At 56.4% G+C, this 14,661-nt stretch carries 12 protein-coding genes and 1 tRNA gene; 10 read left to right on the forward strand and 3 right to left on the reverse strand.

What is annotated here, in order from left to right; translation table 11 throughout:
• Positions 1-57 precede the first annotated feature (57 nt).
• From Q9R35_RS07285 to glnQ, 8 genes are all read left to right on the forward strand, one after another.
• Positions 58-2,226: a glycoside hydrolase family 31 protein gene (locus tag Q9R35_RS07285; protein ID WP_311219594.1), complete on the forward strand. Its 2,169-nt coding sequence runs from the start codon at positions 58-60 to the stop codon at positions 2,224-2,226.
• Between the two features lie 265 nt (positions 2,227-2,491).
• Positions 2,492-2,567: transfer RNA gene (locus tag Q9R35_RS07290), tRNA-Lys, on the forward strand.
• A gap of 246 nt (positions 2,568-2,813) precedes the next feature.
• A complete protein-coding gene (locus Q9R35_RS07295) occupies positions 2,814-3,824 on the forward strand; it encodes a methionine ABC transporter ATP-binding protein (protein ID WP_063688505.1) in 1,011 nt (336 codons plus the stop codon).
• On the forward strand, positions 3,821-4,480 hold the full coding sequence (locus tag Q9R35_RS07300) for a methionine ABC transporter permease (protein WP_042483486.1): 660 nt from the start codon (positions 3,821-3,823) through the stop codon (positions 4,478-4,480). Before Q9R35_RS07295 ends, Q9R35_RS07300 begins: the two co-directional genes overlap by 4 nt.
• Positions 4,481-4,530: 50 nt before the next feature.
• Entirely contained in the window at positions 4,531-5,322 is a 792-nt protein-coding gene (locus Q9R35_RS07305; RefSeq protein WP_197313614.1) for a MetQ/NlpA family ABC transporter substrate-binding protein, read from the forward strand.
• A gap of 227 nt (positions 5,323-5,549) precedes the next feature.
• Positions 5,550-6,281, forward strand: a complete 732-nt coding sequence (glnH, locus tag Q9R35_RS07310) for a glutamine ABC transporter substrate-binding protein GlnH (protein ID WP_371317319.1) — start codon at positions 5,550-5,552, stop codon at positions 6,279-6,281.
• A gap of 173 nt (positions 6,282-6,454) precedes the next feature.
• Positions 6,455-7,234, forward strand: a complete 780-nt coding sequence (locus Q9R35_RS07315; RefSeq protein ID WP_096917372.1) for an ABC transporter permease subunit — start codon at positions 6,455-6,457, stop codon at positions 7,232-7,234.
• Positions 7,231-7,959, forward strand: a complete 729-nt coding sequence (gene glnQ, locus Q9R35_RS07320) for a glutamine ABC transporter ATP-binding protein GlnQ (protein ID WP_042483491.1) — start codon at positions 7,231-7,233, stop codon at positions 7,957-7,959. Before Q9R35_RS07315 ends, glnQ begins: the two co-directional genes overlap by 4 nt.
• Before the next feature lie 114 nt (positions 7,960-8,073).
• On the opposite strand, the gene Q9R35_RS07325 is transcribed toward glnQ, so the two are convergent.
• The 3 genes from Q9R35_RS07325 to Q9R35_RS07335 all read right to left on the reverse strand — a co-directional run bounded on the left by Q9R35_RS07325 (position 8,074) and on the right by Q9R35_RS07335 (position 10,701).
• The gene (locus tag Q9R35_RS07325) at positions 8,074-8,781 is read right to left on the reverse strand and encodes a membrane protein (RefSeq protein WP_042483494.1); all 708 of its coding nucleotides are present in this window, start codon (positions 8,779-8,781) and stop codon (positions 8,074-8,076) included.
• A 163-nt stretch (positions 8,782-8,944) separates the two neighbouring features.
• A complete protein-coding gene (murU, locus tag Q9R35_RS07330) occupies positions 8,945-9,655 on the reverse strand; it encodes an N-acetylmuramate alpha-1-phosphate uridylyltransferase MurU (RefSeq protein WP_063688501.1) in 711 nt (236 codons plus the stop codon).
• Positions 9,655-10,701, reverse strand: coding sequence for an aminoglycoside phosphotransferase family protein (locus Q9R35_RS07335; RefSeq protein ID WP_045930963.1), 1,047 nt, complete (start codon positions 10,699-10,701; stop codon positions 9,655-9,657). Before Q9R35_RS07335 ends, murU begins: the two co-directional genes overlap by 1 nt.
• A 123-nt stretch (positions 10,702-10,824) precedes the next feature.
• Here Q9R35_RS07335 and Q9R35_RS07340 point away from each other — a divergent pair, with 123 nt between their 5' ends.
• A complete protein-coding gene (locus Q9R35_RS07340) occupies positions 10,825-13,212 on the forward strand; it encodes an LPS-assembly protein LptD (RefSeq protein ID WP_311219595.1) in 2,388 nt (795 codons plus the stop codon).
• Complete coding sequence (locus Q9R35_RS07345) at positions 13,205-14,656, forward strand: peptidylprolyl isomerase (protein WP_311219596.1); 1,452 nt, start codon at positions 13,205-13,207, stop codon at positions 14,654-14,656. Before Q9R35_RS07340 ends, Q9R35_RS07345 begins: the two co-directional genes overlap by 8 nt.
• Positions 14,657-14,661: the final 5 nt, after the last annotated feature.

Raw genomic sequence — 14,661 nt, forward strand, 5'->3', positions numbered from 1 at the left:
AGCGTGACCCTGCGATCAGCATCGTGCCGTTCGCTCCACTCTGACGACGTGACACAATTGTTTAATCATCTGAGTTTGTTGACGACGAAACCGGCCCAGGCCGATTTCGCTTTTGTCGAAACCGATTTTGCGCTGCGCATCGAAGCTCATGCGCCGGGTGTTTTTCGTTTCCGCTGTATGCCGCTTGCTCGGCTCGATAACGAAAAGCTCAGTACCCGTGCCAAGGCTTTGGGCGATATGCTGCTGGCCCGCCACGAGGCGGTCAGCGAATTTCAACTGGAAACAGCCGATTCCGGCTGGCGGATTGAGCAGGGCGAAGTCGCCTTGCATATTCAGTCCAAGCCCTGGCGCTTTGAGGTCCGGCGCGGCGATCAACTGCTCTTGAGCAGCGCGGCGCAACCTTTGACGCTGGAGCAAGAGCCCAACAGCTGCTGGCAACTGGATCTGGCCCTGGCCGAGGAAGATGCCTTGTATGGTCTGGGAGAAACCTTGGGCGAGCTGGACCGCCGCGAGGAAACGGTTGATACCGATCGCCCGGACGACCGCAGCCTGCCCTTGCTCTGGAGCACCCAAGGGTGGGGGCTGTACATCAATACCTTCGAGCGGGTTGAGCACGATCTGGGTCAGCAAGACCTCGATGCGTACCGCGCTCGCGTGCACGCTGCCGAACTGGATTTCTTCCTGTTCCTGGGCGATCCCAGCGAAATCATCAATCAGTACTCCGCCTTGACGGGCCGTGCTGGTCAGCCTGGTGTCACGCCCATGGGCTTGTGGCTGGATGGCGCTCAGGCGCAGGATGTGACGTCCTTGCGTGAGTTGGCCAATCAGTGCCGTGAGCAGGGTATTGCGCTGGATGTGGCCGTCTTGCCGCCCCCCGAGCCTTACGACTTCCAGCAGGACAAGCCCACGCTGGAGTGGGATGCCGCTCGCATGGCTGATCCTCGCGAGGCTTTCTCTGCCTTGCAGAATGATCAGTTGCAGCTGGCCGCCTGGACGCGTCCTTGTGTACTGGCCGGCACCAGCCTGTTTGAAGAATGGGAAGATCGCGGCTGGCTGCTTATCAATGATGACGACGGCTGCGCCTATGTATTCCCTGGCGACGAGCTGAGCGGTGGCCGTGACTACGGCTTGCTGGATCTGACCCACAAAGACGTGTTCCGCATGTGGACCGAGCGCCAGCGTCAGATGGTTGATGATGGTCTGGGTGCCGTGCTGTGCAATGCCCGTTTTGATATTCCTGATGCCATCACCAGCCGTGGTGGCGAGTCTGGCGCCTTGCTGCGTGCGATTTACCCTGTGCTGGCGCGTCAGGCCTTGTTTGACGCTGTTGCCGGTCACAAGACGCCGCAAGAAGGCGTGGTTGCCAGCCGCGACTTGAGCCCATCTTCCCAGCGCTTTGCCTGGCAGTTGGGTCCACAAGTGGAAAACACCTGGGCAGGTCTGACGCAATCCTTGAAGTCGGCCCTGGCTACGGGTAATAGTGGCGTGCCTATCCAGATTCATGGCTGGGGCAATGCAGCAGCATCGACTAGCGAAATGACACCTGAGCTGTACCTGCGCTGGTTGGCCATGTCGGTTTTCTCGGCGAACTTCAGCCTGCAAGGCATTTCTGCCTTGCGTCCTGATGCGTTTGATGAAGAAACCCAGGCTCAGGTTGCTCATTGGCTGGAGTGGCGTTTCCGTCTGGTGCCTTATGTATTGGGCATTATTGAAGACGCCGTGCGTACTGGCTTGCCGGTGCAGCGCTCCATGGCTCAAAGCTTCCCGGCAGATGCCCAGGCTCGCTTGTGGGATACCCAGTACTTGTTGGGGCCCGCCTTGCTGGTGGCTCCTGTCTTGCAGCCTGGTCAGGATGTTGAGGTCTATCTGCCTGAGGGCGATGCCTGGTGGGATCTGAGCACAGGCTGGCGCTATGAAGGCGGCACGACCTTGAAAATGACCGTGGGTCTGGATCGTTTGCCGGTCTTCGGCCGTGAGGGGCATATGTTGTGTCTGGGGCCGGTGGTCAAGCACACCTCCGAGTTCAACTCGGCCCGTTTGCTCGATGAGGTCTGGATGTTTGGCATGCCCGAGCACAGCCCGGTTGTGATGCGCAACAAGATTCGCGTCATGCAGATGCAGGGCTCCAGCTACATCAAGGGTCTGGAAGGATTGAAGATCCTGCCGTCCGAAGGGCTGGAGGTCAAACGCCGTGGTGCCGAGGTTCGTATTTCGCGTGCACGTTAAGCGCTAGACGAGTCTGATCGTCTTTGAATGCCTTTCGGCATTGGGGTCTGACCCCAGTACCGGGAGGCATTTTCTATTTTCAGCAGTCAATGTCTTTGGGCAGATGTTCAGATTTTGTTTCTGAAACCGGGGAAAGGGCTGGGGTAGGCCTGTCTCAAGGCCTTGTTTTCAGCTTTTTTGAAGAAAAACGCCTTTTTCCTGATTATTTTGCATTTAGTGCTTGACGGCTCCTTCGAATTAGGCCATAATTTCATCTTTCAGTCGGGGGTCGTTAGCTCAGTCGGTAGAGCAGCGGACTTTTAATCCGTTGGTCGCGCGTTCGAGTCGCGCACGACCCACCACTAAACTGAAACGTAGAAACAAGGCCGCTCTTAGCGGCCTTTTTCTTTGGGCGCTTGCCTTGCACAGCCAAGGTCACATCCGCGCATTGGCCGGTCGGAAATCTTGCTATACAGTGCAGCCCTCAGTATGGTTTCAATATTTCCATGGGTTATATCTATCTGGCCATAGGCAAATTTGCTTTATGGTAAATTTCGCTTACAGCTCAGGCTTTTATAACTCGACTGACTAACTAGGCTGAGTTCATCTTGATTCGTCTTGAACACATCTCAAAAACCTATTCCCTGGCAGGCAAGACCGTTCATGCTTTGAACGACGTTTCCTTGCAGATTCGCCAAGGAGAGGTCTTCGGTATTATTGGTCGCTCGGGTGCCGGGAAAAGTACGCTGATCCGCATGCTCAATTTGCTCGAGCAACCCAGCTCGGGCCAGGTCTGGGTGCAGGATCAGGACATCACACGCTTTTCGGGTGCGCAGTTGCGCGCGTTCCGACAAGGTGTAGGCATGGTGTTCCAGCATTTCAATCTGCTTCATTCCCGCACGGTTCTGGATAATGTCTGTTTTCCTCTGCGCCTGGCAGGAGTAGATCGTGCCCAACGTCACGCTCGCGCTCTGGAAGTGCTGGAGCTGGTGGGCTTGAAGGACCATGCCAACAAGTATCCCCGCCAGTTATCGGGTGGGCAGCAGCAGCGTGTCGGTATTGCGCGTGCCCTGGCCAACCGACCTCAGCTTTTGCTGTGCGACGAAGCGACCTCGGCGCTGGACCCGGAAACCACTCAGTCCATCTTGCGTTTGCTACGCGAGATCAATCAGGAGTTGGGGCTGACCATTGTCCTGATTACCCACGGCATGGACGTGATTCGCTCTGTCTGTGATCGGGTTGCCGTGATTGATGCCGGCAAGATCGTGGAGTGTGGTGAAGTGCTGGATGTGTTCCTGCACCCGCATCATCCCACTACGCAGTCCTTGCTCAGTGAAAGTGGCGTGAACGCTGACGACTGGCATGCCTTGGCAGAAGGTGTGCCCGGTAGCGTCATGCGCTTGAGCGTGCGCGGTGTGGCGACAACGGAGCCGTTGATCAGCCGTATCACCAGCCAGCTGGGGCTGAATGTCAGTATTTTGCAGGGCGCCATTGGCCGCATCAAAACCGAACCTTACGGACAATTGGTTGTGGCCGTGGAAGGCGATGCGCAGGCTAAAGCAGGGCTGGATGCCTTGCTGACTGAATTGAATGTCCAATTTGAGGTATTGCGACCATGAACTTTAGCAACCTGGATTGGGCGCTGATTGGTGAGGCCACGATTGATACCTTGTTGATGACGGGTATTTCGCTGGGCTTTACCGCAATTATTGGTTTGCCATTAGGCGTGTTGCTGTTTCTGACCAGCCGCAAGCAGATGCTGGACAATGCCTGGATCTACCAGACCTTGTCCCTGATCGTGAATATTTTGCGGTCCGTGCCGTTTTTGATTCTCCTGATCGTCATTATTCCTTTGACGCGCATTCTGGCCGGTACGTCGTTGGGGGTGCAGGGTGCAATTCCGCCTCTGGTCTTGAGCGCCGCGCCGTTTTTTGCCCGTTTGGTGGAGAACGTTCTGCGTGAACTGGACCCCGGTGTGAATGAGGCCTGCCGTGCCATGGGAGCGAACTCCCGTCAGACCGTTTTGCTGGCTTTGCTGCCCGAAGCCACAACCGGCATTGTGGCGGCCCTGATTGTGACCGCGATTGCGCTGGTGGGGTATTCGGCCATGTCCGGTGTGATCGGCGGCGGTGGTCTGGGTGACCTGGCCCTGCGCTTTGGTTATCAACGTTATCAAACGGATGTCATGGTGGTTACCGTGACGATCCTGGTGGTGCTGGTGCAACTCCTGCAGGTGTTTGGAGACGCCATGGTGGCTCGTTTGAGCCGAAAATAAGTCCCGGCAGCGATCGTCATAGTCCTGCCTTTCTGAAACTGGAGTCGCTCATGTCTTTGAAGAAATTTGTTCCCGTTCTGGCCTTGTCCGTGTCGGCTCTGCTGGCCAGCGTGGCCCAAGCTGCCGAGACCCTGTCGGTTGCTGCTACCCCCGTGCCGCACGCCGAGCTGCTGGAGTTTGTGAAGCCAACTCTGGCCAAGGAAGGCGTGAACCTGGATATCAAGGTGTTCACCGATTATGTGCAGCCCAACCAGCAAGTTGCTGACGGCCATATCGATGCCAACTTCTTCCAGCACAAACCTTACCTGGATACCTTCAATAAAGAACACAAAACCGATCTGGTGTCGGTGGCCGTGGTTCACGTTGAGCCCTTTGGTGCCTACTCCACCAAGATCAAGAGCCTGGACGAGCTGAAAGAAGGCGCACTGGTGGCGATCCCCAACGATCCCTCCAACGGTGCCCGTGCCTTGCTGCTGCTACAAAAAGCCGGTGTTCTGACTCTGAAAGATCCTTCCAATATCCTGGCAACTTCGCGTGATGTGGACCAGAACCCCAAGAAGCTCAAGTTCAAGGAGCTGGAAGCTGCTACGCTGCCGCGCGTGCTGGCTGACGTGGATATTGCCCTGATTAACACCAACTACGCGCTGGAAGCCGGTCTGAACCCGACCAAGGATGCCTTGGCCATTGAAGGTGCAGATTCGCCTTACGCCAACCTGATCGCCGTGGCTGCCAAGTCCAAGGACGACCCACGTGTTGCCAAGCTGATCCAGGCTCTGCATAGCGAAGACGTGAAGAAATTCATCGCTGACAAGTACAAGGGTTCTATCGTTCCTGCATTCTGAATTTGAGTTTTGACAGGACTCGCTGTATGAAAAACCTCGGGATTTCCCGAGGTTTTTCTTTTTTTAAAACTATTAAATACAAACAGTTGTGCTGCTTCGGGTAGGATAGATCAACGCTGGGGCAGGTCATGAGCCTGCGCTGACTTGGGTAAAACATCGAACTGGCTGGTTTTTGGTCAGTCCCTACAGAGGAGTAACGGATGTTCAATAAGAAAATGAAAACCCTGATGGCCGGTTTGGCCTTGGCTTTGGCTTTGCCCGCTGGGCAGGCCTTGGCGCAACAAGGCAAAGAGCTGGTGGTCGCAACCGATACGGCGTTTGTGCCTTTTGAGTTCAAGCAAAACGGTAAATACACCGGCTTTGACATCGACCTGTGGGATGCCGTCGCAAAAAAGGCCAACCTGAATTACCGCTTCCAGCCCATGGACTTCAACGGCATTATTCCAGGTCTGCAAACCCGCAATCTGGATGCCGCGCTGGCCGGGATCACCATTCGTGATGACCGCAAGCAAGTGATCGATTTCTCCGATCCGTACTACGAAAGCGGTCTGGCCATTCTGGTCAATACCGATAACTCAGACATCAAGGCCGCCTCCGACCTGGAAGGCAAGACGGTAGCGGTGAAGATTGGTACCGCCACGGTGGACTTCATGCAGCGCTCGGTGCCTACTGCCAAGCTCAAGCTGTTCCCCAATATCGACAATGCCTTCCTGGAACTGGCAACCGGCCGTGTGGATGCCGTGGTGCACGACACACCTAACGTGCAGTACTACGCCCAGACTGGCGGCAAGGATCGTGTGAAGGTGACTGGCGCGGTGAAAAGCGGTGACTTCTACGGTATTGCCTTTCCCAAGGACAGCGAACTGGTTCCGGTTGTGAACCAGGCCCTGAAAGACATTCGTGCTGATGGCACGTACGACAAAATCTACCAGAAATGGTTTGGCAAGCAGCCTGATTAAACAGGGCTGAAGCCAAGCGCATGCCAAGCGGTGATCGCGTGTCGTAACGGGATCACCGCTTTTATTTTTTGACGCTCTGTTTCGGGCGTTTATTCAAAGACAAAGGTAGCACTGTGACTTTTGAATGGGACGCTATCTGGGGGGCTTTACCCAGCCTTCTGGAAGGTACAAAAATGACGCTGCTCATTACCCTGTCGGGTTTGGTGGGCGGTGCTGTATTAGGTTTTCTGACCGGGGTGATTACCACCTACATTCGGGTACCGGTCACCTGGCGCCGAGCCGCTTTGTTCGTGCTGGGGCTGCTGGTTTTGGGCTTTGTGCTCAAGGGTCTGTCCTGGTTGATGAGTAACTGGCTCAGTTTCATCCCCGCCTGGATCTGGAACTCTGTGCAGGCGCTGATCGCCCTGTCCTTGCTGGGTTTTTTCAGACGTTATCTGCTGCTGGTGCTGTCGTTCCTGTGCCAGCTATACGTGCTGCTGATACGCGGTACCCCCATCGTGGTGCAAGTGATGTTCATCTACTTTGCACTGCCCATGCTGGCCAATATTCGTATTGATGGTCTGACGGCGGCGATCTTCACCTTGATGATCAACTCCGGGGCCTATATTTCCGAGATCGTGCGGGGTGCCTTGCAGTCCGTGCCCAAAGGTCTGAAAGAAGCCGGGGAGGCGATGGGACTGCCATTTCACAAGATTTTGCGCCACATTATTGGGCCGGTGGCGTTTCGCCGCATGATTCCGGCCATGGGTAACCAGTGCATTATCAGCTTGAAGGATTCATCGCTGTTTATCGTGATTGGTGTGGCAGAGCTGACTCGCCAGGGCCAGGAGATTATTGCGAATAACTTTCGTTCGGTGGAGATTTGGGGTGCGGTGGCCGTGATCTATCTGATCCTGACCGGCCTGATTGCCCTGACTCTGAAGTTGATTGAACACCGCATGAGGATTGTATGAGTATTGTCGAGTTCAAGAAGGTAACCAAGCGCTTTGGAGACAATATCGTGCTCGACGATATCAGTCTGACGATTGATAAGGGCGAAGTGGTTGTGGTGGTGGGCCCGTCCGGATCGGGGAAATCCACGTTTCTGCGCTGCATTAACAAGCTGGAAGACATTCAGGCGGGCGACATTGTGGTCAACGGCTTGAGTGTGAATGGCACGCCAGCGCAGGTGCGTGAGCTGCGTCGGGAAGCCGGCATGGTATTTCAGCAATTCAATCTGTTTCCGCAGATGAGCGCGCTGGAAAATGTCATGTTCGGGCCCGTTCATACCCGGGGCACCGGTCGCGCCCAGGCCCGTGAGGAAGCCATGGAGCTGCTGGCTAAAGTGGGTTTGGCTGAGCGCGTCAATCATTACCCAAACGAGCTGTCCGGCGGTCAGCAGCAGCGAGTGGCCATCGCTCGCGCCCTGGCGATCAAACCCAAGCTGATGCTGTTTGATGAACCGACTTCTGCGCTGGACCCGGAGCTGCGTCAGGAAGTGCTCAAGGTCATGCAATTGCTGGCTGAAGAAGGTATGACCATGGTGGTGGTGACACACGAGATGGATTTTGCGCGTCGTGTGGGCAGCCGTCTGATCTTTATTGATCAGGGCAGGGTGGCGCACGATGGCCCGCCTGCCGAGCTGCTGAGCGATCCCCCCAGTCAGCGCCTTAAGGACTTTTTGCAGCACGTGGCCTAAGAGTCCGCCAGGATCGCTGCACATAAAAAAAGCCCTTCAGGGTTTTGGCGATTGAGCCAAGGACCTGAAGGGCTTTCTTGTGACCCCCTGCCTGTGACAGACAGGCAGTGGTTGTTATCTGGAGGGTGTGACGTAGATGGTGCGAGTGGCAACCACTCGGTTTGCGCCATCAGGCTTGATGCGGATTGTGACCTGACGCGGTGTAAAGCCAGCGGGCAGCTCTGCGGAGCCATTGATGTAGGCATAACGGCCTACACTGACAGTCTGGCTGGGCAGGTCCACATTTCCACTGCGGCCATTGCTATAACGACCAGCGGCCACAAACTCCATGGTGCCGGTGAACTCGGCCTCTTTGCCCTTGTCCTGCATCAATAGCACAAAGTGATTGAGCTGGCCTTCATTGACGGTGAATTCAGCAGCGCGAATACCGGGCGAGGTACCACGTGGATCCGGTGGCATGGCATCGGCAAACAGCGCGATGTCTTTTTCCAGCTTGGTGACCATGGCCTGCAGATCGCTGGTCTGCTTGCCCAGCTTGTCTTCTTTCTGGCTGACGTCTTCCAGATCGCGGCTGGTTTGATTCAATTGCGCTTGCAGGCGCTGCTTGTCTGCATTGGCAGTGTTCAGGTCATAGTGCAGTTGTTCGGACTGCTCTACGGTCAGGCGTGTCGGGCCATAACTCTTTTGCAAGAACAGCAGGCCACCGGCACCTAGGGCAATACCTGTCAACAACAGGACAAACCAGCGTGGAATACGGCGTTTTCGACGGCTGGAGCCGTAGGCGGTGGGTTTGAATACGGTGCGTTTGGAGGAACCAAGCATGAGAACAGACGTTCCTGTCAGACAAGGGACTCAAGGCAAATCAAGTCCTGATTACAAAACCCATTAGCATAGACGTCATTGGGGCGATGGAGGCGCGATAGCTGGCTTTGTTGCCCTTTGTTGTGCTTGGAAACGTCTGCCAGCGCGCCTGGAAAATATCAGTTTACTGTGAGGGCGCTAACGATTCCAAGTGTTGGTTTAACTGGGCTAATCGTTCCGGTGTGCCAACGTCCATCCAGAAGCCTTGATGCAGGCTGCCCAGTACCTGATGGCGCTCAATGGCGGCATGGAGCAAGGGCGCTGCTTTGGCGGGCTGGTCTTTAGGCAAGTGCGCAAAGAGCTCGGGCTTGTAGACGCCTATGCCGCTCAAGGTGGCACTACGGGCGCCTGCAAGGGTTTTGGCGCATAGATGCAATTGCCCTTCCTGCATGCCAAAGTCGCCTTCGGGATGGTGGGGCGGGTTGGGTGTCAGGATCAGCCAGGCCTGCTCCGGGCCTGCTTGCAGGCGTTCGGCCATGACCAAAGCTTGGGCAGGGTCCCAATCGGACCAGATATCCCCATTCATCAACAGGAAAGGCTGGCCCTGGAAAAAATCCAGCGCCTTGGCAATACCGCCAGCAGTTTCCAGGGCCGACGTCTCTGGCGAGTAGCTCAGGCGCAAGCCCCATTGGCTGCCGTCGCCCAGCGTGGATTCAATCTGCTCTCCCAACCAGGCGTGGTTGATGATGACCTCACGAAAGCCTGCTTTGGCCAAGGCACGCAAGTGCCAGACGATGAGCGGCAGGCCGCCTGCAGGAATCAGGGGTTTGGGGCAGGTGTCGGTCAAGGGGCGCATGCGCTCGCCTCGACCGGCTGCCAGAATCATGGCGCGCATCAGACCGTCATGCCCAGGACAGTTTGGCGGCCTTCCAGTCGGTTCAGCAGGCGCAGCAAGCCGTTGAAACATTCGTAGCGGCTGGCCACCTGGTGCACATAGCCCAGCAGGCGGGGCATATGGTCCAGATAATGATGTTTGCCGTCACGCAGGGACAGGCGCGCAAACACACCCAGAATACGCAAATTGCGTTGCAGGCCCATCCATTCATATTGCTGATGGAACACGGCAAAGTCGGCGGGTACGTCCAGACCGGCTTCCATGGCGGCCTGCCAGTAGCGAATCGCCCAGTCCAGTTGCTGCTCCTCGGTCCAGGTCACGCGCGCGTCCATGACCAGAGAGGCAATGTCATAGGTGATGGGGCCTGCCAAGGCGTCCTGGTAGTCGATCACGCCAGGCTCGGTCTGGCCGGGCAGGGGCATCATCAAATTAGGGCTGTGGAAATCCCGGTGCACGAGTACAGTAGCGCTTTGCACATTGGCCTGAACCAGCTCGGCAAAGGTTTTGCGCAACATGTCCTGATCTTTGTCGCTCAGCTCGAACTGGCGGTGCTTTTGGATGTACCACTCGGGGAACACCTGCAGCTCTTCGAGCAGGCGCTGTTCGTTGTACGCAGGCAAGCCCGTGGTGTCGGCCTGTTGCAATTTCACCAAGGTCAGCAGCGTACTGCGGTACAGTTTGTCCAGTTCGCTTTGCGGCATGGGGTTTTTCAGGGCGTTCTGAAAGTTGTCCTGCCCCAGGTCACTTAACAGCAAGAAACCTTGTTCCGTATCGGCCGCCAGAATCTCGGGCACATGAATACCGGTGGGAGCCAGCAGTTCGGTGACGTGTACAAAGGGCTTGCAGTCTTCAGTGGCCGGGGGCGCATCCATCAAGACGACGCTGCGGTCCTGGGCTTGCAGGCGAAAGTAACGGCGAAAGCTGGCGTCGCTGGAAGCCGCTTGCAGGCTGTCGATCTCCAGCCCGAAGCGGGATTTCAGGGTGTTCAGCCAGGTGATGGCTTGTTGCAGGCGAGGGTCGGTAGCGGCAGAAATAGAAGCAGACATAAATAAAGGGAAGCAGAAGATCGTAACGGATTAGTGTTTAGCAGTGCCGCTAAACGGCAGGCTTAACTATAATACCGGGTCGCCAGGGTTTTTCGTCTCTGGTGGAACAAATGCAGGACACAAATGCAGGACACAACTGGAGGCGCAGTCTTAGTGCGAGTTGCGGCGTGGTATATCGTGTTGATGATGACAGGCATGGGGGTAGCCCAGGCTCAGTCGTCCGTGCGTCCGTCTTTAAAGACGTCCCCCGGTTTGCAAGTGCGCAAGCTCCAGGAAGAGGACATGGCCGTCTATTTGATAGGCGACCAGATGAAAACGCTGGAAGACGGCACCTTGCGTCTGGAAGGCGGTGCCCAGGTTCGACGTATTGATTCCGTCGTCAAAGGCGACCGGATCGACTATCAGGAAAAAACCGGCCAGGTGCAAGTGCGTGGCAATGGCCTGATCATGCGTGACGGCGCCCTGGTGCGCAGCCCGGAGTTTGATTACAACCTGGACGCGGATACGGGGCGCATGTCGTCCCCGGAGTTCTGGCTGGGGGCCACCGGTGGCAGCGGGACGGCCACGCAGGCTGACATTCTCAACTCCAATCATATGCGTCTGTCTGGTGTGAATTATTCGGGTTGCCCATGCCCCGAGCCTGCCTGGTATATCCAGTCCCCCAAGGTAGACCTGTACTCCAAGGAAAACGAAGGGGTGGCGCGTAATGGTGTTCTGTACTTCAAGGGCATGCCCCTTTTGTACTCTCCCTACCTGACCTTTCCGCTACGCAAAGAGCGCAAGTCCGGTTTCCTCTTGCCTACTTACGGCATGACGACTCGTGGTGGTCTTGATTTCAGCGTGCCGTACTACCTGAACCTGGCTCCGAATTACGACGCTACCCTGACACCTCGCTTCATGAGCAAGCGTGGCGCCATGCTGGGGGGAGAGTTCCGTTATCTGGGTGACAGCTTTTCCGGAGAGCTGACAGGCAACTACCTGCCTGATGACAAGGAGCTGGGTTACAAGCGCTGGCTGTTCATGGGCCAGTATCGTCAGAGCCTGCCCGCCAGTTTTTATCTGAATGCCGATATTCGCCGCGTATCGGATGATGATTACTTCCGTGACTTCAGCAGTTTTGGTCTGAATGATTCGACTATTCAGGATCTGGCCAGTACGGTAACGCTGGGTTGGGGCGGGTCCAAATATTTCCGCTCCCACGTCAGTGCAACGCGCTATCAGACTCTGCAGGACTCTTCCACCTGGTATCGCCAGCCACAATACGACAAACTGCCCGAATGGTATTTGGGGGCATCCCGTTATAACTGGGGTGGCTTTGATGTGGTCAGCGATAACTACGCGACTCGTTTTCGCCTGCCGTTCTACAGCGGTAACCTGAGCGAGTTCGACAATATGCGTAGCACCCGTCTGGCTCCAGATGGGACGCGTTTCTCGTCCTACACGACGGTGGCTTATCCTGTCGTTCGCCCAGGCTGGTACATCACGCCCAAAGCGGGCCTGCACATGAGCCAGTACCAGACAGACTGGTATGTGGGTGATCCTAATATGGCGCGTTTCGCGGACCGGGCCCGCACGCAAAGCCGTGTCTTGCCTATCCTGTCCCTGGACACCGGCATGACGTTCGAGCGAGACACCACGTTGTTCGGCAATGACTCCATCCAGACCCTGGAACCGCGTGTGTACTATTTGTATGTGCCTTATCGCGATCAGTCCTCGCTGCCCTTGTATGACACCAGTCTGGCCAGTTTCAACTTTGCCCAGGCCTTCAGCGAAAACATTTTTTCCGGTGGTTGGGACCGTATTTCCAATGCGAACCAGGTCACCGTGGGTCTGACCTCTCGCTGGCTGGACGCTGACACTGGCTACGAGCGTCTGGTTTTGCAGGCTGCTCAGCGCTTGTATTTTGATAAGCAAACCGTAACCTTGGGCAATGAAAAAGCGCGTACCAGCACCCGTTCAGACTATCTGGTCGGTGCCAGTGCCGCTTTGACCAATACTTTCTCGGTCAACTTCGATGCGCAATTCAATCCTGACGAAAAACGCCGCAACCGTCTGGCTTCTGGTATTCGTTGGCGTCCTAAACGCCTGGCAACACTGGGTGTGAACTATCGTTATGAACGTGACCCACGCCAGGTTGTTGATCCACTCTTTACGCCGACTGACGAGGATCATCGCGGCAAGGAATACGTCTCCATGACGGGCCAATGGCCCCTGAGCAACAAGTTGTATGCTGTGGGACGTTACGATTACTCCATCCAGGAAAGCCGTGGTACACAAACGGTGTTGGGCCTGGAGTACAAAGGTGATTGCTGCTGGGCGGCGCGAGTGGTTATGCAACGCTATGCGGTTTCGGCCAGGGAAACCAATAAAGCCATGTTCTTCCAGCTGGAGCTGTCCGGTTTGGGCGGAATTGGCAACGACCCTATCAAAATGCTGCGTGATCGCGTGATTGGCTATGAACCCATCTCGGACCCCGTACAGGAAAAAATGATTCATGAGAGGTATGAATAATATGCGTTTCAGCTTGAAAAACCGCAGCCTGTCATTGGCTTTGATGGCCGTCATGGGGCTGGGCACGGCCCAAATGGCTCAGGCGCAGTCCAAGCCCGCTGCAAACAAGGCGGCCCCTGCTGCCGCTTCCCAGTTTGTGGATGGCATTGCTGCTGTGGTCAATGACGAGGTGATTACCCTGCGTCAGGTTGATCTGGAAGCAGCTCAAGTGCTGGAACAGCTCAAGCACCAGAAAATTCCGGCCCCGGATCAGGATGTGTTGCGCAAACAGGTTTTGCAGCGCCTGATCAACGAGCGCCTGGAGCAGCAGGAGGCTCGCGCCATGGGTATTTCTGTTGGCCCGCAGCAAGTGGATGAAGGTGTGCGCATGATTTCCTCGCGCAACAATATGACTGAAGCCCAGCTGCGTGCCGAGATTGAAAAGAATGGCATCAGCTGGGAGCAGTACCGTGCCAATCTGAAGCAGGAAATCCTGCTGGATCAGTTGCGCATGCGTGCGGTTGACAGCAGCATCAATATTACGGATGCCGACATCGATATTTACCTGCGCTCTCAAGGTGGCGCGGGTTTGGGTAATCTGGGGCAGTCTGCGGCACAACGCCAGGATGCACCGGTTAGCCTGGCGCAAATTCTGGTGCGTGTCCCTGAAGGTGCCAACTCCAGTGAAGAAGCCCGTTTGCGCACCAAAGCCGAAGGCCTGTTGGCCCAGGTTCGTTCGGGTGCAGACTTTGCCGGTCTGGCTGCCTCCAGCTCGGACGGCCAGGAAGCCCTGAGCGGCGGCGTAATGGGAACCCGTTCCCTGTCCGACTGGCCTGACTTGTTCGCGCAAGCCGTTCATAACCTGGCTCCCGGCCAGGTTTCTGACCTGATCCGCAGTGGTCAGGGTTTCCATATTCTGAAGGTGCTGGAGCGTGGTGGTGCCGCGCCAGGCAACACCTCGCCGGTGGCCAGTGCGGCAGCGGCTCAATCGGGTCCCATGATGGTGACCCAGACTCATGCCCGCCACATTCTGGTCAAACTCTCCAAGGTCATGACCTCCGAGCAGGCTCGCCAACGCATCGAGCAGTTGCAAGTACGTCTGCGCAACGGCGAGTCCTTCCAGGATCTGGCCAAGCGTTACTCGGAAGACAGCAGCGCGCCGCAAGGCGGTGATCTGGGCTGGCTCTCGCCCGGCGAGACCGTGCCTCCGTTCGAGCAGGCCATGGACAAGCTGCAACCCGGTAACGATACCGCCGTGGTGGAATCCCAGTTTGGCTGGCACCTGATTCAGGTAATTGAGCGCCGCACCCGCAATATGGAAGGCGAGTACAAGCGCATGCAGGCTCGTCAGGCCCTGTTCCAGCAGCGCGCCGAGCCTGCTTTTGAAGACTGGCTGAACAGTCTGCGCGGCCGTGCTTACATTGATAACCGTTTGGACCCCGAGTCCAGTACCCGCCGTCGCTAAGGATA

It is taken from the genome of Alcaligenes sp. AB3 (genome assembly GCF_031844565.1).
GTDB classification, from domain to species: domain Bacteria; phylum Pseudomonadota; class Gammaproteobacteria; order Burkholderiales; family Burkholderiaceae_B; genus Alcaligenes; species Alcaligenes faecalis.